Source organism: Roseimarinus sediminis (assembly GCF_050433125.1).
GTDB classification, from domain to species: domain Bacteria; phylum Bacteroidota; class Bacteroidia; order Bacteroidales; family Prolixibacteraceae; genus Roseimarinus; species Roseimarinus sediminis.
In genome coordinates this window covers 111906-132104 of sequence record NZ_JBNPXV010000007.1, presented here as the reverse complement: position 1 = coordinate 132104, position 20199 = coordinate 111906, and the positions used below count along the sequence as shown (strand labels likewise).

Genomic DNA, 20199 nt, shown 5'->3' with positions numbered 1-20199 from the left:
CCGTAGGAAGCAAGCCTTGTTTTTTTAGTTGGTAGAAGTAAATACCGGGAGTTATTGCTGAAATAGCTAACGTATATTTGTCAAGCCCGCTGATAGCTTTTGAAAGAACAAGGTGACTATTGTTGTCGTACAGCTACAGTTTTTCAACATAAGTTCAAAAAAAATGGCGAACCTTCATGGTCCGCCATTTTTTTATATAACTACTGAAATGTTCTATTTTACTTCTTCGTCGAAAACCACGGCCACCTTGCCGCATTTCCCTTCGTTCATCAGCTCGTAGGCTTTATCAGCCTGCTCAAGGGTAAAGCGGTGCGTTACCAGCTCTTCGGGATGGATGCCCCAGCGAACGAGTCGTTCTACCAGCTCTTCCATGCGCCAGATGTTGGTGACCCACGATCCGTAAATGGTAATCTGGTCGTGAATAATGTCGGGGCTTGGATTGAATTCCACTGTACCGCCTTCACCAATCATTACCATTTTACCCCACTGGCGGGTAGCCCTTATACACAACTGGCGTCCGTGGGTGTTACCAGAGCAGTCGACCGTGCGTTCAAAACCTTTGCCCTGATAAGTTACTGCCTTCACCTTTTCGAGTGTATCGGGGCCCGAAACAAAGACCTCATCGGCCAGTCCCAACTTTTTGGCAATGTCGCAACGTTCCTGCACCGTATCGACGCCCACCAGTTTGTTGGCGCCCATGGCCTTAGCCAGCATGAGCGCTGCCAGGCCAACCGGGCCTAAACCAACGACCAAAACGGCATCGTTGCCCGATACTCCTATTTTCTCGAGCCCTTCGTACACCGTACCAAAACCACAGGCTACCTGTGCCCCGTCGGTATAGGTCAGTTCATCGGGGAGCAGTACACAATCCTTTTCATCGGCCACAATGTAAGGAGCCATGCCCCCGTCGCGCTGCCATCCATATGCTGCACGGTGCGGGCTGCTGCACGAAATCATATAACCACGGCGGCAATCGTTGCAAACACCGCAGCCCGAGATATGGTAAAGGATCACCCGGTCGCCTTCCTTAAAGCGTTTCATGCCCGGTCCGCATTGTACAATCTGACCGCAGGGTTCATGACCGGCAATTTTGTTCTGGTAGGCCTCGGGCCCTTTCCCCAGGTGTTCACGGTAAATGGCACGTATGTCGCTTCCACAAATGGTCGACGATTTGGTACGTACCAACACCTGTCCGTGACCCGGAACAGGTATTTCTACTTCCTTCAATTCAACCGTGCTGTTGCCCGGCAAAAAGGCTGCGGACATTAACCCCCCACCCCCTAAAGGGGGAGTTTGGGTAAGTGCATTATTGTTTTTATTAGTCATAATTGTTTTTATTTTATCGATTACTTATTTAATACAAATTAGCTTTTAACGATATTAATGTCGCCTGGTCAGGAATTCTTTCGCCCCTTTGGGGCTTCTTATGTCTTATTTTAAATACACAGGGCGATGCCCTGCGCTGATGCTTGAAGGCCGTTGGCCTTAACTAAGCGACAATAATTCAGCAATTACAATGATTTCAAATCATCAACAAAAAGATATTTCACAAAACTGCTTGTCATCAGGCGATTTCCTTGAAACTGTTCCCGGACTGGCTGGCGGACTGGCGACTTACTCCCACAAATCTTCCCATCCTTTGGCGCCTTCCCATAAAAATACCTGGCCCTTAATAAGGCGGCATTTTTTGTCGATCGTTGCCAGTTCGTTCATTTCCTGATCCGTAATGGGCTCACCCATCACCCCCTGAAGGTTGCCCAGCATTTTTGACGGAGTAACCGAAAACGGGATCACCACTTCACCCCGTTGAACACCCCATTTGATGCACACCACGGCAGGATGTACTCCCAGCCGTTCGGCAATCTTCACCACGATCGGATCTTCAATATCTACCGTGTCGGCTGCAGTACGGTCACGCTCAGGCCGCTTGGGAGAACCAATGGGCGAATAGCCGATGGGAACCATGTCGTTTTCAACAACAAAGGAAAAAAGCTCGGGCTGTTGAAAATGCGGATGAAGTTCCATCTCGTTCACCACCGGTTTGATGCGGGCATCGCGCAGCAGCAGTTCCAGTTTGGAAATGGTCATGTTCGATGTCCCGATCGATTTTACCAGGCCCATGTCGACGAGCTGCTCCATTTGTCGCCAAACGGCCATGTAGTCCTCATGAATGTAGGGTTTCGAATCGGGATTGCGCGCATCGCCGTCGCAGCCGGGTGCATGAAAATTCGGAAAAGGCCAGTGAACCAGGTACAAATCGAGGTAGTCGAGCTGCAGGTCCTCAAGGCTTTGTTTACACGAAGCAATTACTTCTCCATCGCCGTGCATGTCGTTCCATACCTTGGAGGTAATCCATAGTTCTTCGCGCTTCACCACTTTTTCGTCGAGCAGCTTTTTCAGTGCCTGCCCGATCTCCTTCTCATTCATGTACACCGAAGCACAGTCGATGTGCCGGTAACCGTTTCGTACGGCAAAATCAACTGCCGAAGCAATTTCATCGGCCGTGTAATTGTCGGAACCAAAAGTTCCCAGGCCAATTACCGGAATCTCCATCCCGTTGGCCAGCTTCTTTTTTGGTACTTTGTTTGGATCTATCATATGTTTTAAGTCATTAAAAAGTCATTAAGAAAGAAGTCATTGAAAAAGTCATTAAGTAAGAAGTTATTGGTCATTAAGTTGTTAGACTCTCATTCTTTCATTCTCTCATTCAAACTCAATCATCGCCTTCATCACCCCGTCGCGGTAGTTTTTGACCAGATCGAAGGCTTCGGCTACCCGATCGAAAGCGAAATGGTGGGTAATCATGGCCGAACCGTCAACCAGGCCTTCTTCCATCATTTTCAGGGTATCGTGGGTACAATTGTTCTGCCGTCTGATATTGATGAAGCTCAGCTCTTTGCGACGGGCTACATCGGCACTGAAACTCCAGCGGTCGAACTCCGGAATGCCGATCATCACAATTTTCCCACCGGGTTTGGCTATTTCGATGGCCGTATCAAGGGCTTCCTGATCGCCACTGCACTCAAACACCACGTCGAGGAGTTCGGGTACGCTTTTTTCAATTCCCCTGCGGATACTTTCCTTCAGCGGATTGCCGGTCCAAAAGGCTCCGTTTTGATCGGCCATCTTCCTTCTCTCTTCAATTTTTTCTGAAACAAACAGTTGTTTCACTTCCCTAGCCCGTGCCATTTGCAATACGCTCATTCCGATGGGCCCAAAACCAATGATGCCGCAACGATCGTCGGCTTTCAGGGCTGCCTGACGAACGGCATACAATCCGATGGCCAGCGGTTCGGAAGTGGCACCGTGTTCGGCCAACAGGGGCTCGCTCAGCAAGAGGCATTGTTCTTCGGGCATCACAATGAACTCGGCCAGATTGCCTTCAATCTGGCCCGGACAGCCCAAAAAGCGATTGTTCCGGCAGGTATGGGGCCGGCCGGCCAGGCACTGGTCACAATGCCCGCAGGCCATCGAGGGTTCCACTGCAATCAAATCGCCCACCTTGAGCGAAGTAACAGCCGGACCCACTTCTTCAACAATGCCCGCTCCTTCGTGCCCCACCGCAAAGGGATACTGCACCACCTGACTGCCAATGCGGCCGGTGGCATAATAATGGATGTCGGAGCCACACACGCCCACCGCTTTCATGCGGATTAGCACATCTTTGTCATCCATCAATACAGGACGGGGAGCTTCGATCATTTCAATCCGGTCGATGCCGGTTAAAACTGCTTTCTTCATGCTGCTTTCTTTATAAATTTACCCTGTAACGCTTCATCGAGCGGTATCCGTACCAGGCAATGACCATGAAACAGATCAGCGGCAGTATAAACGAGAAATTAACTGCGGGCATTCCTGCAATGGTTCCAAAGTCGATGATGAAGCCCTGCAAAGGAGGCATCAACGCCCCGCCTACAATGGCCATTACCAGTCCGGCTGCACCCAGCGTGGCATCCTCGCCAATGCCTTCGAGCGCAATACCATAAATGGTGGGAAACATCAGCGACATGAAGGCCGAGGTAGCTACCAGACAGTACAGTCCGGTCATGCCCTGAATGAAGATGGTTCCCGAAATGGTGAGTATACCCCCAATGGCAAAGACCATGAGCAGCCGACGTGAATTGAAATACTTCATGAGCCAGGTGCTGATAAAGCGGAAACTGATGAACATGGCCATGGCCACAATGTTGTATTTTTGCGCTGTTGCCTTGGGAACCCCCAGGTTTTCGGCATAATGAATGATGAAAGTCCAACACATAATCTGAACGCCCACATAGAACACCTGGGCCATAACGCCCTGCATGTACACCTTGTTTTTCAACAGACGTTTCATCGAGTCGATGGCCGAAGAGTTGGGATCGTCGGTGCGGGTTTTGGGCATTTTGGTCACCAAAAATACCACAATCATGCCCAGTACCACCAGCCCCAGAATCACATAGGGATTGCGGATGATGGCCAGATCGTTGGTCCTCACAATGGCTTTCTCGGCCACACTCATGCTGTCGAAAAGCAATTCGCCTGTTGCACTGCGCTTTTCCGAATCAAGCGCAGCCAGGATGACATTCGAGGCCACAAACATGCCCAGAATCGATCCCAGGGGATTGAACGACTGTGCCAGATTCAACCGTCGGGTTGAAGTGACTTCGTCGCCCATCGACAGGATGTAGGGATTGGCCGTAGTTTCCAAAAAGGCCAGTCCGAAGGTGAGAATGTAAAGCGAAGCCAGGAAAAAGCCAAACTGCTCAAAACGGGCTGCCGGATAAAAAAGCAGGGCGCCGGTGGCATACAGTGCCAGTCCGACAATGATGGCCTTCTTGTAACTGAATTTACGCACGAAAAGGGCTGCCGGAATGGCCATGGTGGCATAGCCTCCGTAAAAGGCAAACTGGATCATGGCTGCTTTGGCATTCGATATTTCCATGATGGTGCGAAAAGCCGCCACCATCGGGTTGGTGATGTCGTTGGCAAAGCCCCACAGTGCAAACAAACTCGTTACAATGATGAAGGCCAGCAAATATTTTTTTTCGACTAATACAGGTTTCGTTGTCATAGTGAATGTTTCGTTATGTTGAAGTCATTAAAAGAGTCATTAAGTTATTGGCCATTAAGTTATTGGTTAGTTGGCATTGATTATTAGATATTTAGTAATCAACTTGCTAGTTCGTTCGCTCATTAAAACTACTCTATAGAGTGAATTGAATTACGCTATAGCGTGGTTTGAGCAGGCCTTAGTCATTTAGAAAAAGTCATTGGTCATTGGTCATTTAGGAAAAAGTATAGTGATTAAGCAATAACAAGCATCATTATCCATTGTCAATTATCAATTATTCATTTTCAATTATCCATTATTCATTCCCCAAAGGCGTTACCCCTTTTTTTAGCAGAATGTTGCCGTACTTGGCTGTTTCGCCGGTCATTACCACTGCAAAAGCAGTTTTGGTGCGTTCGTAAAAGGCAAAGCGATCGATCCGTTCGATGGGAGCAGCATCGGGATTGCTTTTCTGAATGCTGTTTACGTAGCTTTTTTGTACTTCCGGGTCGAGGGTATCGCCTTCAACGGCAGCCATCATCACCAGCGGATGGTCGACATAAGAGTCGAGTTCGAACAGGGGTAAAATGGCAGCCAGCAGGTCGGCAATCTTCAGCCCGTCGGCTCTCAGAACCCTGCCGTTAAACGATTCGCCGGGAAAGTGGGCATCGGCCAGCACAATTTCGTCGCCATGCCCCATGCGGGCCAGTACACTCAGTAATTCGGGACTGATTAATGGTGAAATTCCTTTTAACATCTTCTTTTATTTTGAATGAGTTGAATTGATTTCAAATATATCTGCTTTAAAAATCTTTATTTCAGGCTTCTCGTCTGCGCCATTCATGGCCTTCATTAAAAGTTCAAAGGCTTCACCGGCCATTGCTTCTTCAGGCTGTCTGATGCTGATGATTCCGGGATACAGCATGCTTACATCGTTGTTTCCGCCAAAAGCTGCCAGCCCAAACTCGTTGCCCGGAACCAGCGAAGCTTCTTTGAGCTTCATCAACACGGCCAGCATCAGGATGTGGGAATCACAAATCAGGGCATCGGGCCTTGTGCTTTCCTTCATCAGGGCATCGAAAGCCGCTTTCCCGTTTTCAACAGTAAAGCCCCCGGTCAGCGCCACACATTTTTCAAAACCGGGTGTCAGCTTCGACACTGCATTGCGATAACCTTGCTGGCGGTCGTGAAAAACATTGGTCACCGGCGTACCCGACAGGTAGGCAATTCGGCGGAAGCCCTTCCCTACCAGCAGTCCGACTGCTTTCTCCACGATTTCAGCATTATTTAGTACCACCGAAGGCACTTCCAGCTGCTGACTGATCCGGTCGAACAACACCAGGGGAATATGAAATTTCTTTAGCTGTTCAAAGTGCTGCACGTCGGCGGTTTCCATCGACACCGAGGCCATCACTCCGGCTACATTCTGCTGAATCAGTGCTTTTGCAATCTGACGTTCCTGAGCCGCCGATTCGTTCGACTGAAAAACAGAAACCACATAGCCCTGCGCAAAAGCCAGGTTGGTTACCGTGCTTACATAGTTCGAAAAAAAACTGTGATGAATGTTGGGCACTACCACTCCGATGACATTGCTGGCATCGCCCCGCAAATGCAGGGCATTGCGATTGAGCTGATAGCCGTTCTCCCGCGCGTAGGCCAACACCTTCCTGCGGGTTTCGCTGTGTATGCTCTTCTCATCACGCAAGGCGCGCGATACCGTCGAATGATGCATGTTCAACGCTTTGGCAATGTCTTTGATGGTGATTCGCTTCATGCTAAAAAATAAAAACGAAGCAAAAATAAACGTTTATGCACACGTGTGCAACTCTCTGTCAAAAAGAAGGCACTTGTTCTACAACATATTTTTAGTAGCTCTTTAAATTGGCAATGAAAGGCTTACACTTCCCAGCGTTGAAGACCCAGATCGGGCTTTAAGTTACTAAGGCCCAGTGCATCTTCGGCACAAACCATGGCGGCGCCCAGGGCCGAAGCATTGTCGATTTCGCTGGTGTACACTTTTTTATCGGGAAAACGTGCTGCCAGGTATTGCATGAATATCGGGTTACGGGCAAAGCCACCCGAAACAATGAGTGCACTTACATTGTCGTGCTTGGGAACGACCAATTGCAGTGAATGAATGGTTTCGTCGCTTAAATCGAACATCAGCTGATGATAGGCTTCGTTGAAGTCGGCAAAAAGGTTCAGATCGGCGGCTTCATCGAGATAGCCTTCAGGGGTGCCTTTTTTGAAGAATACCTTGCGGCCCGATTTCATTTGCTGCTCCAACAGCGACTTGCTCAACAGCACTTTTTTATAGTCATCGTCAGCAGCTCCAAAATGGGTATTGATCCGTTCAACATTCACATCGTGAATGTGACCCATAAAGTAGCGTGCCGATTTAACCGGCTTTTGGTAAATATTGATGTAGTTCAGACAGTCATTGCGGAGTTCATCGGCGGTAAGTACCTCATCGTTGTAGGGGTTCATGCTGATGCACCAGGTTCCGGTTGAAAGCAGAACAAATTGTTCGTCGCTGCCCATCAGGTAAGGAACGAGTGAGGCCGAACTGTCGTGTATGCCCACGCCCACCTTCAAATGCTTTCCATCCACTTCGGCTTCGACCAGACGGGTATTGCTTACAGGCGCAGGCAGGTCAATCTCTTCGTCGGCCAGCCAGCGATGATAGCTGTTCTGATCGAAATTCCACATATAGGTGTGGCAGCCAATCGAGGTCGATTCGGCCAGCACTTTGTTGGTAAAAAGAAAGGAAAGGTACTGCGGAAAATGAAGGATGGAAGCCGTACGATCAAAGAGCTCACGACGGGTTTCCTTCATCCACAAAATTTGAATTCCTGAATTCAAAAGCAGACCAAGCGAAGGGCTTGCTGTTTGCCGGCAAAACTCCTCTTCACCACCATATTTTTCGAACAGCCGGTGAGCAATGTGCTCTTCCACAGGTTTCAGGTAGTTATAAAGAGGTGTTAAAGGACGGCCCTTTTCATCGAGAAAAACCAGGCTTGCACCGTAGGTCGAAAAATTGACTGCCACCACTTCAAGCGATGGACGTGACAAATAATTCTTCAGACTTTCGATGACCCACTGTTCAATGGAGGCAAGATCATCACACTCAAAACCTTCGTCGTCGGTTATGGTGTTCATTTTTTGTTCCTGCTGTTCCACTACCTGCAGTGCTTCATTAAAAAGTAATACTTTCTTATTGGTTTTTCCGATGTCAAAAACAACAATTCCCTTCATGGTCTGCTTTCAATTAACTTAAACTAACAATCAACTATTCAACTTATCTTTTACTTAATTCTTCTTTTTCGTATTGCTGAATACTGGCAATGTAGGCTTCTCCTACTGCAACCTCGTTTTGCAGACAGTAATAATCCCACACGGCACCAAAGGGTTTTGTTTTCAGCAGTTCCAGCATGGCCAGGCGTTCGAAACCTTTTCCTTCTTCTTCGTATTTTTTCAGTTGGGCACTTGGCTCAAGCAGAGCCAGTAAGAAGGCTTGTTGTGCAGCGCGCGTTCCCACCACATAAGCACCAATGCGGTTAATCGAAGCATCGAAAAAGTCGAGGCCAATATTTACCCTGCTGAAGAAATCGTTGCGGGCCACTTCGGAAGCAATCAGCTGAATCTCGTCGTTCAGGGTCACCACATGGTCCGAATCCCAGCGCATGGGGCGGGTTACGTGCAGCAATACCTCGTCGACAAACTGCAAACAGGCCGAAATTTTATCGCCCACCTGCTCGGTCGGATGAAAGTGGCCGTTATCGAGACAAATCAGTTTGTTGTTCTTAATGGCATAACCCAGGTAGAAATCGTGTGAACCTACGGTCATGGCTTCGGCACCAATTCCAAAGAGCTTGCTTTCTACCGCATCCTTCATGTGTTCACGCGGATAATCGACCGACATGGCTTCGTCGAGCGATTGCTTCAACAGCGCACGGTGACCGTTGCGGTCGATGGGCGTGTCTTTCGATCCGTCGGGAATCCAGGTATTGTGCACACAGGGCGTTCCCAGTTGCTTGCCCATTTCGGCCGCAATGGCACGACAACGGGCGACGTGTTCGACCCAGAATTTACGGTTTTCCTCGTTCTTGCTCGATAGGGTGAAACCATCGTCGGCACGAGGATGTGAGAAACAGGTCGCATTGAAATCGAGACCAATTCCGCGTTCTTTTGCCCAGTCGATCCATCCCTGAAAATGCTCCACGGTAATCTCGTTGCGATCGACCTTCTTACCACCAAACTCACCATAAATGGCATGCAGGTTCAGGCGCTGCTTTCCGGGCAGCAATTCCATCACTTTGTCGAGGTCGCGGCGCATTTGCTCAATGCTTTTGGCTTTTCCGGGATAATTACCGGTTACCTGAATGCCTCCACCTCCCAGGGCAGCATCGGGCGTTTCAAAACCACCCACATCGTCGGTTTGCCAGCAATGAAGCGAAATCACGACTTCATCCATTTTTTTAATTACTGCCTCGGTATCAACTCCCAGGGCAGCATATTGTTCTTTGGCCATTTCGTAGGCCTTTATCACTTGTTCTTTTGTGCTCATGATATGTAATTTTATTGGTTAACTTAATCGAGACTGTTTCCCAAACCAACAATCAGTACCGACACAATGATGGTGGCAATACCGGCGATGATGGTATAGCGGGTTTTCTTTGAAACACCTTTCCATTCCTTATTATAGATACCCCACATGTTGGCAGTAATGATGATGGTTGACATGTGCAGAATCCACGAACTGGCTCCGTTTCCAATTTTACTTTCTCCCATTCCGAAGAAAAAGAATTGCAAAAACCAGGTAGTGCCTGCCAGTGCGGCAAACAGGTAGTTACGAAGCAGGGGTGTTTTCTTATTTACATAATCGGGGTACGATTTGTTTTTAAGGCTCAGGTAGATACACCAGATAAAGTTGGTAGTAAGGCCGCCCCACAAAATAACCACGAAGGTGACGTTGCTGCCAAACAGCTTGCTCGATCCGTCGAAGAGCTGATCGGGCATACTGGCTGCCACATTGGTAATGCTACGGCCTGCTTCGAGTCCAAAATTGAAAAACGAACTCAACACCCCCGAAACGATGGCAACAATCAGTCCCTTCACCAGGGCAAATTCCTTCACACTGCTGCTTTTTTGTTCTTCCGAAAATTCGCGGTCCTTAAGCATTCCGGCACGGCCAGTAATGGCAATACCCAGCAGCGAAACCGCCACACCCACCAACACCAGCAAACCACCAGTCGAACTGATCATTTGTGAAAACGATTCGGCTCCGTTGGCCGATGGATAAAAGTCATAAAAAATAGGAGGAACCAGAGAACCAAAAGCGGCGGTCACACCCAGTATCACCGAATTCCCCAGCGACATGCCCAGGTAACGTACGCCCAGTCCGTAAGTTAAACCACCAATTCCCCACAAAACACCCAGGGTGTAGGTAGCAGTAAGCACCTGACCGGATGCATTACTGATTATTTCCATGAAATTGGGAATGGTAAGATAAGCAGCCAGCGGTGGTACAATCAACCACGAAAAAAGGCCGCCAACCAGCCAATAAGTTTCCCACGACCATTGTTTTACCTTGTTAAAAGGCATGTAGAAACTACCTGAAGCGAAACCACCCAGGGAATGATACAAAATACCAAGTAATGCTTGCATAGTTTAAAAATTAGTTAGCTTGAATACTATTTGATATATTTGACTTCAGTAAAATAAGAGTCAGGAATCAAAAATAGTCTGATAACTAGCAAGAATCAATACACGTTTTGATCCAGCATTTGTATTTTTTGGCACAAGCATGAAAAATTTCTTTCAATACCTAACTACCAGCGAAGAAGAACAGAAATGGGGTCTCGCATTGACGGTCAATGGACGTTCGGAAACAGGTCCCGACGAAGCCTACCCTTCGTCGAAACACCCCAACGGCTACTATTTTACCTGGGAGAACGGACGAATTCTGCATGAATACCAGATCAACTACATTACCGAAGGCAGTGGCATCCTCGAGAACCGCTTTGGCAGCTTTGAACTGAAGAGAGGCACTGTGTTTATTACCTACCCGGGCGAATGGCACCGCTATCGGCCAAAATCCGACAGTGGATGGACCGAGAACTACATCGGCTTTAGCGGAAGCATGGCCGACCGCCTTTTGAACTCAGGTCATTTCAGTCCCAAACAACCATTAATCCACACCGGGGTACGCGAAGAAATCATCGACACCTATCTGAAGATATTCGAGCTGAGCCGCAATGAGAAACCGGGCTTTCAATACATTGCCTCGGGCATGATCGTCAAATTGCTGGGCTACCTTATCTCCTTTGAAAAGGAAAAAGATTTTTCGGGAAAGGAAATTGCCCGCGTCATCGAAGCGGTACGTTTTGAAATCCGGCAGAAGCTGAACCAGGAACCCGATTTTCAGCAAATGGCCGCTAAGCATCACGTCAGTTATTCCTATCTGCGGAAAATGTTCAAAAAATACACAGGCGTTTCACCCGGACAGTACCATCTTCAACTACGCATTATGCGGGCCAAAGAGCTGATTGTGACCACCGAAAAAAGCATCAAGGAAGTGTCTTATGAACTGGGCTTTCAATCCATTCATTATTTTAGCCGGCTCTTTAAGGACAAGACCGGTCTGTCGCCTTTGCAACTGCGAAATCAGCAGAAAAAAGGAAACAGCCTTTAAGCGGATAGCCAGGTACTCACATTGAGTGAACGGCTTACATAAGCACGTGCTTCCTGGCTGTTTCTGAAAAAGCCGGCTGCTTCGGCCTGAATCATCAGGTTCCCCGTGGCCGCACCTTCTGTCGGACCCGCCAGCACCTTTCGTTGTACATCGTTGGCCGTAAGCTGACAAAGCAGTTTCGACTGCGAACCGCCTCCGGTAAGATGAATACAGGAAAACGACCGACCGCGCAAGTGCTCCAGTGCTTCAATTTCATTCCGAAATGACCTGGCCAGACTCTCATACACACAGCGATAATAAGCCGCTTCGTCCCCGGGAAGCTCAAGCCCCCTCGCCACCAGCCACTCATCAATGGCCTCCTTCATACTTTCGGGATTGTAGAAAACAGGATCATTCGAATCAATCAGCACCCCGTCAGGAGCAGCTGCCGCAGCCAGCTCATCGATTTCGGCATACGAATGCCGGTTTCCAAAGTCCTGTCGTAAACGCTGAATGAGCCAAAGCCCCATCAGGTTTTTCAAGGGACGAAAACGCCCTTTGGTAGCACGTTCGTTGGTGATGCCCTGCTCAAAGGCTGCAGCGCCCGAAAGAGGTACATCACTCAGAAAACCGGCAATGCACCAGGTTCCTGTGGCAATAAAGGCAAAATTTTCGTCTTCATAAGGAATGGCATGCACGGCACAGGCCGTATCGTGACCCGCCACTGCATATACCTGCAAGGGTTCGTAACCCGTCACACCATAACTTCCCAACAGGCTGCCCTCGCGAACCAGCGGCAACTTGAAAAGCTTTTCCACACCGAGTTTCGTCAGGATATCACGGTCCCAGCCGGCTTTGTCAACGCCCAGTAGCTGGCTCGTACTGCTCAGCGTTAATTCATTGCACTTTTTTCCCGACAACAAATAATTAATGTAATCGGCCATAAAAAGCAGGGCCGAAGCATTGTTGATCTGCTGCTGCCCTTTCATGCTCTGTAACTGATACAGGGTATTGAAAATGTTGTAGTTGATGCCCGTTCGCCTGAAGGTCTCCTGCTGTGTCATCAGCTTTTCCCATTGCTCCTTCATGCCTTCGGTGCGCCGGTCGCGATAGGCCACCGGATCTTCCATGGCGTGCCCTTCGTTGTCGAGCAATACAAAATCGACACCCCACGAGTCAACACCGACACTGTGCACAGGAACCGAAGATTCGTCCAGGGCCTTTTCCAGCCCCCTGACGATTTCCTTCTCAATTTTCTTCAAATTCCAGCGCTCATGACCGTCGCTCTCTTCTATGAGATTATCAAAGCGGTAAAGCTCTTTCAGGATCAGCTTTTCGCCAAAAATCCCCTGAACAATCCGTATGCTCCCGGCCCCCATGTCGATGGCCAGACATGAATAAATATCCTGCATTTTCTTTTTTTATAAAAAAGTCAAAAAGTCATTGGTCATTGAGTCATTGGTCATTAAGTCATTGACTTTCTGACTCAATGGCTTTTTCCTTAATGACTTTTTCCTTGATGACTTTTTCCTTGATGACTTAATGACTTTTTCCTTCTTCCTACATTCCTTTAGCTCTTAACTTTTTGGCTTCGTATTCGCCGCCATTAATAAGGTGCATAAGTGGCTGCGGCCGATCAATGCCTTCGATGAAGGACGGACGTGCCTGCCATGGTGCCACCGACACCACATTGGCCAGGTCCATCCAGAACTGGAGTACCGAAGGTTTCAGTCCCCAGGTCATGTGAAAATGGTTGGCCGGTGCGTATTGTTTGTACTCAGTCATGGTGGCATACTTAGGAACAATCCAGCTGTGCGGCCAGGTCACGTTCGAGCTGTTGGCCACAAAATCGGCCAGTTTCTCAGGCAGGTCCACTGTTTCGGCTTCGTCCCACACCAGGCTAAACATGCCATTCAAATGACTGTAGGTTAAGCGGCTGGCAATGCCCTGAATGCCTCCGGGCGAAATGAAATTCACACTGTTACCACCACCGGGGAAATATGCAGCATCGGCATCGGGCATGGTGATACGCTTCAGCAGCGCAGCGGGTGAAGTTCCGGGAAGTCCGGCCCAGTTCAAGCTGGCCGATCCCGAGTTATCGCCGTCGACGATGCCCTTGCGGGCCCACAGCTCATCGCCTTTTACATCGATGCCCAGCGCTTTGGCACGTGCCACCAGTTCGGCTGGCTCCCACACCTTGCGGAAATCCATAAACAGGGGAGGATTGCCACCGGTCATCCAGGTTTTAAACAACATGGTGAGCGTGCCCTGCATGTCGGCCTCGGTACCGAAAGGCATTACTGCCTTGGGGCCGTTGTGATCGAAGGTTGAATTGAAGAGCGATTCGGCCATGTCGCAAATGGGCAGCGGATTACCTCTGCGGTCGCTACCCCACTCCAGCTGGTTCATAAAGGCACCTCCCACGGCATTCAGGTCGGTAAGCAGGTCGCGGATAATCAGGTACATGGCCAGCGACTGATTGAGCTTTTCACTTCCTCCGGCCGCCGGAATATCGATGCTTTGCACGTTTTGTTCGAGCCAGGCCCTCAGGGCTTTCAGTTCTTCCTTGTTGTAATCGCCCTTGAGCAGTTTGTCCGAAAGCAGTTTCATGTCCAGACGGGTGACCTCAACACCAAAGGTATTCCGGGTGGCGTTTACATGGGTCAGGGCTGTTTCCATGCCCATCGAATCGTGACCGAAACAAACCACACGACGGCCCTTCAAACCCACAAAAGTGATGGCCGCAAAAAGCCAGTCGATAAGGCTATCGATGGTGGCGGCGCTGATGTTGGGTTTTAAACCATGGTCGTCCCAGTTCCCAATATTCAGGTGCGAAAGAATTCCCTGCTGGGCAAAAGCACCATTCACGGCATGGGCAAACACCACGCCCGGCTTGGGAGCACTGTTTCCACAGGTAATGTTTAAAGGAGTGCCTTTGGGGAAATGCGCCATCAAACTCATGAGGGTAAGTTGAGGGAAAGCCCAGGTATCGGGCGTACAAACCACCACATTCACCCCTTCGGACTTAAACTGACGGGCCACCAGGTCGGCCTGCTGCTCGCCGTCGATGAGCACCGGTGTCCACACCACATTGACTTTTTCGCCGGTGGGCGTTTTTACTTTTGCCTGCACTTCGTTGGCAATCATTTCAATAATGTTGACCGTGCGTGTGCGTGCCTCCTCGTCGATGCGCGGATCGCAGGTGGCACATACTCCTATTGTTACCGAAGCAGCCGATCCCTGATCGAACTGCCCGCTAATGCGTTTTGCCTGTTCTGTATTCATTGTTATCAATTTTAAGTGTACTGTTTAAAAATGCTTCCTGCCAATAATTACCCTGCCGGGAAGCGAATGTTCAAATTTAGCAGCCTTTGTGTTTGTTCCGGGGTATCAAATTAATTATTTTGTGTCCGAAACTAACATCATTTGCTGCAGGCATGAAAAACAACAAGGAATTAAAGCTTGATCCTTCGGAAGTTAAACAGGAATTCAGGACACCCCATCCGGTGATTCATTGTTGTCGGTACTGGAAACTCAGCGAATGGGAATACAGCAATTTGTCGGCTCCCTTCTGGCGCTTATACTACAACAGACTGCCGGGGGCAGGCATCAGTCACCGCCGCGAAACGGTCCGGCTGGATGCTTCGGTGCTGGTGCTCATACCACCCAATACGCCCTATTCGACAGCCCTGAAAAATACCCGTAGTGAAAGCATCAAAGGACGGCGAATTGAAAGTGAAGAAGCATTGGAAAGCATCGGACGCAAGGGCATGGTCGATCATTTTTTTGTCCATTTCAACCTGGGCTTTCAGTTCGATCATGTGCTTCCGCGCATTTATGTATTTGCAACCGACGAGCAGCTGAAAAAAGAGTTGGAACAACTAATCGAACAGGTACTCAACACCAGCCATCATTTCGGGCCGGAGCAAAGTCTGCTTATCAGCAGCTTCCTGCTTTCGCTGGCCATGCGCATGCCCGCATCGGCCTGGGAAGGTAAAACCAGCGATGCCCGCATTTTAAAGGTGGTAGACTACATTGATGCCCACTACTACAATTCGCTGGGCAACGACGAACTGGCAGCCCTGGTTGCCATGGCTCCCAATTCTTTTCTGCGTTTGTTCAAAACGGCCCTGGGCACCACCATTCAGCGCTACCTGCAACAGGTACGCATCGAAAAGGCCATTATGGCCATGCACAACACGCCCGACAGCATCGAAACCATTGCCTTTCAGTGTGGCTTTAACGACCGGCACCATTTTTCAAAAGTTTTTAAAAAGATCATCGGCCTTCCTCCCGGCCAGTACCGAAAAGAAAAGATTTATCAGTAGCACGAAGCTGAAAGAAAAACAGGCAAAAAGTCCTAAAACAAAAGCAATCAAAGTGCTGGAGCCGGCGGCTGAAGCGACTTGCTAAAAAAGTAAAAAAATTGTGTTCATGTTAAATGAAAATATTTATATTTGCGGCCACAAAGCGATTACGATTGCTTTTCCTGAATAAACAAATGCCCAGTTGGCGGAATTGGTAGACGCGCTAGTTTCAGGGACTAGTATCCGTACGGATGTGAAGGTTCGAGTCCTTTACTGGGCACAAAAAGCTGCGAAGTTCGCGGCTTTTTTTATGTCCAAAAAGGTAAAAGAATGACGCGAAGGGATCAAGGATCAAAGCTATTTTGGCTTTTTGCGGATCCTTCGCTTCCAGGTCTGCCGGAGCTAGTCCCCACGCTGTCAGCTTCATTCCCCTCTTTTCAAAATGAAGTTCCCACTTTGTCGGATTCATTACTGATTCTGCCGGAGCTAGTCCTCACGCTGTCTGCTTCGTTCCCCACTTTTCAGAATGAGGTCCCCACTTTGTCGGATTCATTACTAATTCTGCCGGAGCAAGTCCCCACACTGTCAGCTTCGTTCCCCTCTTTTCAAAATGAAGTCCCCACTTTGTCGGATTCATTACTAAGTCTGCCGGAGTGAGTCCCCACGCTGTCAGCTTCATTCCCCTCTTTTCAAAATGAAGTCCCCACTTTGTCGGATGTGGCAACTATTTTGTCGGATGTAGATGTGTTGTTCGGGTTTGGGGAATGGGCCTTGGGTAGATCGGTACCAGCGGCTGGTTAGCCACAAAGGACACGGAGGAAACCACAAAGGACACGAAGGATGAAACGGGCAGGGAGCAGGGAGTGGCGATTCGTAGATTTCAACCTGAAAGGTAGAAAGCGGAACCCTTCTCCCCCTTCGTTACGCTAAAGCCAGATGAGGAGGAGTTTGGGGCTATTAAAAAGATTGATGGAAATAGATGGATGATTAACGATTAACGATTGATGATTAACGATTAACGATCAACGATTGATGATTAACGATTAACGAAAGGATTTCCCTTTTTCGCAGGCAGTACCATTTTTGATGGAAGATTAAAAGAGTCATTGAGGAAAAGGAAGATGGAAGATGGAAAATTAAAAAAGAGTCATTGAGTCATTGGTCAATGAGTCATTTCTGCTGATTCGTATCGTGTTGGGAGGCGCGAGCTCCAACTCGCGCACTTTTTTGAAAAACCATTCGAACACCTTTGCCCCATGCTCCCCTTCTCTCCCTCGTTTGCAACGAGGGATTTGCACTATCTCGTTTTTAACTGCCTGTCCCGAGCATCGGGAAGAAGCAAGCAACAAGCCCGAACTGCATTTGGCAAATGTTCCTATCTTTAAATCAAAAATGCCATGTCCTCAGAAAATTATATCATTCATGACCAGCACGCGGCACATTCCCTTACGTTTACAGTAATTGATTGGATAGACATCTTTACGCGTGCAAGCTACAAAATCGAGATTGCCAACGCGCTTGAATATTGCCAAAAGAACAAAGGGTTGAGCTTGTATGCTTATTGTTTAATGACCAATCATCTGCACTTGGTTTGCCAAACAGATGAGCCTTTCAACTTAAGCGAATTTGTTTGAGATTTTAAGAAACATACCGCCAAGACCATTCTAAAAAAGATTTGGGACGAGCCCGAAAGCCGCCGAAGTTGGATACTAGGTGCATTGCGCCAAGCGGGCAAGTACGATAAGCGAATTACCAATTATAAGTTTTGGCAAGAAGGATGCCATCCAATACAGTTACACTACAATGAGATGATAGACCAACGGATAAACTATGTACATGAAAACCCGGTTAGAGCAATGATAGTTGAAAAAGCCGAAGATTACCTTTTTAGTTCTGCACGAAATTATGCATCTTTAGGTGGTATAATCGAGGTTGAAGTGATCAAGTAGTTTTTTCACGCTTCGCGTGATAAGGTGTTCCCGCCTTGCGGGACAGGCAGTCACAGACGACTTTTGCCTTACCCCTCGTTACGCTAAAGCTAAACAAGGGGGAGGAGGAATTGACACATTCAATTGATAGTAAAAAATTATTATCTCCTCATGCTGATAATGAAATAAGTGATGAAAATGGATTGAAATTAGTTTTAGAAACAATCGATTCAATTATTGGTGAATACAATTCTACTGTTAAATCTTTAGAGGAATCGGATGAAAATTATGATAGTATCGTCGAAGATGATCCTTTAGTTTAAAAAACTAAGAATTATTTTCACCCTTGCTTGTCGGGATGTTCGCAGCGGCTGGTGGCGTTTAGCTCCGCTAATTCCAATTACAACCCGCTTTGTGGGAGATTCCCCTTAAAAAAGAGTATACGTTGATAATAAAAACTTTACAATTATGAAAAAAGCAATACTTGTAATTCATTTATTTCTTATAACTAATACGATCCTATCATCATGTAGTGAAGATGGAGAATCTTCATATTATGATTATGACAGTGAATATGGAGAATTTACTGATTCCAGAGATGGACATATTTATAAAACAATTAAGATTGGAGAGCAAATATGGATGGCTGAAAACTTAGCTGCCACCAAGTACAATGACAGCACTGCAATACCAAATGTAACAGATGGCTCAAACTGGGTAACATTATCAACGCCAGCTTACTGCTGGTATGATAATGAGAAAGAAACATACAGTAATACTGGTGTTCTTTACAATTGGTTTGTAGTTGAAACAGGCAAGTTGTGCCCTACTGGCTGGCATGTGCCTACCCATAGTGAGTGGTTGACATTAGAGGATTACCTTGCTAATAACGACTATAACTATGATGGTTCTATCGGAGACGCCCGAGAAAAAATTTCAAAAGCGATGGCAGCAACAAATGAGTGGAAAACATCAATGGTTGAAGGAGCCCCAGGTAATATCGATTATACGGAATATCAAAACAAAAGTGGGTTTACAGCCCTTCCTGGTGGTTCTCGCAGCGGTTCAACCGGGAGCTTCGCAAATTCAGATGAAGCCGGCTATTGGTGGTCTAGTACTGGTTATTCAAATTTGGCATGGTGTCGATACATCGTTTATGATAAACCAAATGTTGCTTGGGCTACCCCTATTCAAAAAACCGGACTTAGTGTTCGTTGCATAAAAGATAAATGAGTTATTTAACAATTTAATTTAAAGTATAGGGATAAAACACGTTTGTGATTATTTAACCCCCAGGTTCTTCGGGATGTGTCGTAAGTTTGCAGCGGCTGGTGCGGTTTGCAATCCGCGGCTTACAGGCTCGCCCGAGATATATGTCGGGGTGTGAACCCGTTTTTAAATATTTTCCTTATTTTCAGGCTATGTTAAAGAATGAAATGATAAAACCTTTGTCAGGAAGCACGGATTTCAATCGCAACGCAAGCGAAGCTAAATGTGCACTGGCAATTTGAACTTACATTGTGCAAACCCGGATGAGCAGGTCAAAATATCAAGACGCAAGACAAGGGTTATTGCAATAGTTTTCTTATGTACTCATGCATTCAGCCATAAAGAAACCTTATTCCTGTGTTTTAAACCTTAGTAGTCAATGCAGCAATCCTTTTTACCAAACCTTATTAACCTTATTAGAGGGAACGGCTGCAAACTAATGAACCTGAAAATCCTATGAGTACATTAAAAAATAAGGTAAATAAGATTGAATGATACTAGATGTTGCTGGCTACTAAGGTTGGCCCGGAAAAGAAGGTTTATTTATTCGATTTAGGAAATGCAGATATAGTTCTGGGACATGGTATTGATCGAGCAAATTTTGAGGAAGAAAAGGAATTGCCTCCTGACGATTTACCAGTTGAAGAGTTCGCAGATTGGTATGAACAAAATGATAATTGGGATTATTCATACGATACTGGCAAGGAGAGTATAATTCAATATTTTACCAACTCATATAAAGCAACAGAATCAATTATCAAAGAGCACGAGGTGTTTTTCAAAAATTTAAAAAGTATAAATAGGGTCTTTGTTTTAGGACATTCACTTGCTGATGTTGATATTGAATATTTCGAAAAAATTAGAGCTAATATTTCACCTAATGCAAAATGGATAGTTTCATTTTTTGGAGCGGCAGAAAAAGACTCACATGAATTAAAATTAGCTAGTTTAGGAGTTCACTCTGATGATATTGAACTTGTACAAATGTCACAA

18 protein-coding genes and 1 tRNA gene are annotated in these 20199 nt (G+C 47.3%); 7 read left to right on the top strand and 12 right to left on the bottom strand.

What is annotated here, in order from left to right; translation table 11 throughout:
• Positions 1-213: 213 nt before the first annotated feature.
• From FHS86_RS10815 to rhaT, 9 genes are all read right to left on the bottom strand, one after another.
• The gene (locus FHS86_RS10815; protein WP_429413181.1) at positions 214-1326 is read right to left on the bottom strand and encodes a zinc-dependent alcohol dehydrogenase family protein; all 1113 of its coding nucleotides are present in this window, start codon (positions 1324-1326) and stop codon (positions 214-216) included.
• A 288-nt stretch (positions 1327-1614) separates the two neighbouring features.
• The gene (locus FHS86_RS10810) at positions 1615-2598 is read right to left on the bottom strand and encodes an aldo/keto reductase (RefSeq protein ID WP_429413179.1); all 984 of its coding nucleotides are present in this window, start codon (positions 2596-2598) and stop codon (positions 1615-1617) included.
• A gap of 105 nt (positions 2599-2703) precedes the next feature.
• Positions 2704-3741: a zinc-dependent alcohol dehydrogenase gene (locus FHS86_RS10805; RefSeq protein ID WP_429413177.1), complete on the bottom strand. Its 1038-nt coding sequence runs from the start codon at positions 3739-3741 to the stop codon at positions 2704-2706.
• Between the two features lie 10 nt (positions 3742-3751).
• Positions 3752-5050 carry an L-fucose:H+ symporter permease gene (gene fucP / locus FHS86_RS10800; protein WP_429413175.1) on the bottom strand — a complete coding sequence of 433 codons (1299 nt, stop codon included), beginning with the start codon at positions 5048-5050 and terminating at the stop codon, positions 3752-3754.
• A gap of 295 nt (positions 5051-5345) precedes the next feature.
• Positions 5346-5786 (bottom strand): L-fucose mutarotase, encoded by a 441-nt coding sequence (gene fucU / locus FHS86_RS10795; protein WP_429413173.1) that lies wholly within the window; start codon positions 5784-5786, stop codon positions 5346-5348.
• A gap of 6 nt (positions 5787-5792) precedes the next feature.
• The gene (locus FHS86_RS10790; RefSeq protein WP_429413171.1) at positions 5793-6803 is read right to left on the bottom strand and encodes a LacI family DNA-binding transcriptional regulator; all 1011 of its coding nucleotides are present in this window, start codon (positions 6801-6803) and stop codon (positions 5793-5795) included.
• A 122-nt stretch (positions 6804-6925) separates the two neighbouring features.
• On the bottom strand, positions 6926-8284 hold the full coding sequence (locus FHS86_RS10785) for an FGGY-family carbohydrate kinase (protein ID WP_429413169.1): 1359 nt from the start codon (positions 8282-8284) through the stop codon (positions 6926-6928).
• A gap of 43 nt (positions 8285-8327) precedes the next feature.
• Positions 8328-9596 (bottom strand): L-rhamnose isomerase, encoded by a 1269-nt coding sequence (locus FHS86_RS10780; RefSeq protein ID WP_429413167.1) that lies wholly within the window; start codon positions 9594-9596, stop codon positions 8328-8330.
• 23 nt (positions 9597-9619) lie between these two features.
• Positions 9620-10696 carry an L-rhamnose/proton symporter RhaT gene (gene rhaT / locus FHS86_RS10775; RefSeq protein WP_429413165.1) on the bottom strand — a complete coding sequence of 359 codons (1077 nt, stop codon included), beginning with the start codon at positions 10694-10696 and terminating at the stop codon, positions 9620-9622.
• A gap of 139 nt (positions 10697-10835) precedes the next feature.
• On the opposite strand from rhaT, the gene FHS86_RS10770 reads away from it, so the two are divergent.
• Complete coding sequence (locus FHS86_RS10770; protein WP_429413163.1) at positions 10836-11723, top strand: AraC family transcriptional regulator; 888 nt, start codon at positions 10836-10838, stop codon at positions 11721-11723.
• On the opposite strand, the gene FHS86_RS10765 is transcribed toward FHS86_RS10770, so the two are convergent.
• Both FHS86_RS10765 and FHS86_RS10760 read right to left on the bottom strand, forming a co-directional pair.
• Entirely contained in the window at positions 11720-13114 is a 1395-nt protein-coding gene (locus FHS86_RS10765) for a rhamnulokinase (protein WP_429413161.1), read from the bottom strand. The two genes, FHS86_RS10770 and FHS86_RS10765, sit on opposite strands and share 4 nt — an antisense overlap.
• 148 nt (positions 13115-13262) lie before the next feature.
• On the bottom strand, positions 13263-14987 hold the full coding sequence (locus FHS86_RS10760) for a hypothetical protein (RefSeq protein ID WP_429413159.1): 1725 nt from the start codon (positions 14985-14987) through the stop codon (positions 13263-13265).
• Positions 14988-15139: 152 nt separating this feature from the next.
• On the opposite strand from FHS86_RS10760, the gene FHS86_RS10755 reads away from it, so the two are divergent.
• Together FHS86_RS10755 and FHS86_RS10750 are read left to right on the top strand one after the other, a co-directional pair.
• Entirely contained in the window at positions 15140-16030 is an 891-nt protein-coding gene (locus tag FHS86_RS10755) for a helix-turn-helix domain-containing protein (protein WP_429413157.1), read from the top strand.
• A 175-nt stretch (positions 16031-16205) separates the two neighbouring features.
• A tRNA-Leu gene (locus FHS86_RS10750) sits at positions 16206-16289 on the top strand.
• Between the two features lie 213 nt (positions 16290-16502).
• On the opposite strand, the gene FHS86_RS10745 is transcribed toward FHS86_RS10750, so the two are convergent.
• Positions 16503-16688, bottom strand: a complete 186-nt coding sequence (locus FHS86_RS10745; RefSeq protein ID WP_429413156.1) for a hypothetical protein — start codon at positions 16686-16688, stop codon at positions 16503-16505.
• A gap of 718 nt (positions 16689-17406) precedes the next feature.
• Between FHS86_RS10745 and FHS86_RS10740 the strand changes: the two genes are divergently transcribed.
• The 4 genes from FHS86_RS10740 to FHS86_RS10725 form a co-directional block, all read left to right on the top strand.
• On the top strand, positions 17407-17643 hold the full coding sequence (locus FHS86_RS10740) for a transposase (RefSeq protein ID WP_429413154.1): 237 nt from the start codon (positions 17407-17409) through the stop codon (positions 17641-17643).
• Between the two features lie 425 nt (positions 17644-18068).
• Positions 18069-18260: a hypothetical protein gene (locus FHS86_RS10735; protein ID WP_429413152.1), complete on the top strand. Its 192-nt coding sequence runs from the start codon at positions 18069-18071 to the stop codon at positions 18258-18260.
• 145 nt (positions 18261-18405) lie between these two features.
• Positions 18406-19170, top strand: a complete 765-nt coding sequence (locus FHS86_RS10730; RefSeq protein ID WP_429413150.1) for a fibrobacter succinogenes major paralogous domain-containing protein — start codon at positions 18406-18408, stop codon at positions 19168-19170.
• Between the two features lie 537 nt (positions 19171-19707).
• Positions 19708-20199, top strand: a 492-nt coding sequence (locus tag FHS86_RS10725; RefSeq protein WP_429413148.1) for an AbiH family protein, incomplete at its 3' end; no start/stop codon positions are given.

Bases quoted from the DNA above. Each gene is read 5' to 3' on its own strand.
- FHS86_RS10780 (WP_429413167.1), bottom strand. From the start codon at position 9,596: ATGAGCACAAAAGAACAAGTGATAAAGGCCTACGAAATGGCCAAAGAA.
- FHS86_RS10790 (WP_429413171.1), bottom strand. From the start codon at position 6,803: ATGAAGCGAATCACCATCAAAGACATTGCCAAAGCGTTGAACATGCAT.
- FHS86_RS10760 (WP_429413159.1), bottom strand. From the start codon at position 14,987: ATGAATACAGAACAGGCAAAACGCATTAGCGGGCAGTTCGATCAGGGA.
- FHS86_RS10740 (WP_429413154.1), top strand. From the start codon at position 17,407: ATGTCCTCAGAAAATTATATCATTCATGACCAGCACGCGGCACATTCC.
- rhaT (WP_429413165.1), bottom strand. From the start codon at position 10,696: ATGCAAGCATTACTTGGTATTTTGTATCATTCCCTGGGTGGTTTCGCT.
- FHS86_RS10745 (WP_429413156.1), bottom strand. From the start codon at position 16,688: ATGAAGCTGACAGCGTGGGGACTCACTCCGGCAGACTTAGTAATGAAT.
- FHS86_RS10765 (WP_429413161.1), bottom strand. From the start codon at position 13,114: ATGCAGGATATTTATTCATGTCTGGCCATCGACATGGGGGCCGGGAGC.
- FHS86_RS10815 (WP_429413181.1), bottom strand. From the start codon at position 1,326: ATGACTAATAAAAACAATAATGCACTTACCCAAACTCCCCCTTTAGGG.
- FHS86_RS10770 (WP_429413163.1), top strand. From the start codon at position 10,836: ATGAAAAATTTCTTTCAATACCTAACTACCAGCGAAGAAGAACAGAAA.
- FHS86_RS10785 (WP_429413169.1), bottom strand. From the start codon at position 8,284: ATGAAGGGAATTGTTGTTTTTGACATCGGAAAAACCAATAAGAAAGTA.
- fucP (WP_429413175.1), bottom strand. From the start codon at position 5,050: ATGACAACGAAACCTGTATTAGTCGAAAAAAAATATTTGCTGGCCTTC.
- fucU (WP_429413173.1), bottom strand. From the start codon at position 5,786: ATGTTAAAAGGAATTTCACCATTAATCAGTCCCGAATTACTGAGTGTA.
- FHS86_RS10810 (WP_429413179.1), bottom strand. From the start codon at position 2,598: ATGATAGATCCAAACAAAGTACCAAAAAAGAAGCTGGCCAACGGGATG.
- FHS86_RS10755 (WP_429413157.1), top strand. From the start codon at position 15,140: ATGAAAAACAACAAGGAATTAAAGCTTGATCCTTCGGAAGTTAAACAG.
- FHS86_RS10730 (WP_429413150.1), top strand. From the start codon at position 18,406: ATGAAAAAAGCAATACTTGTAATTCATTTATTTCTTATAACTAATACG.
- FHS86_RS10805 (WP_429413177.1), bottom strand. From the start codon at position 3,741: ATGAAGAAAGCAGTTTTAACCGGCATCGACCGGATTGAAATGATCGAA.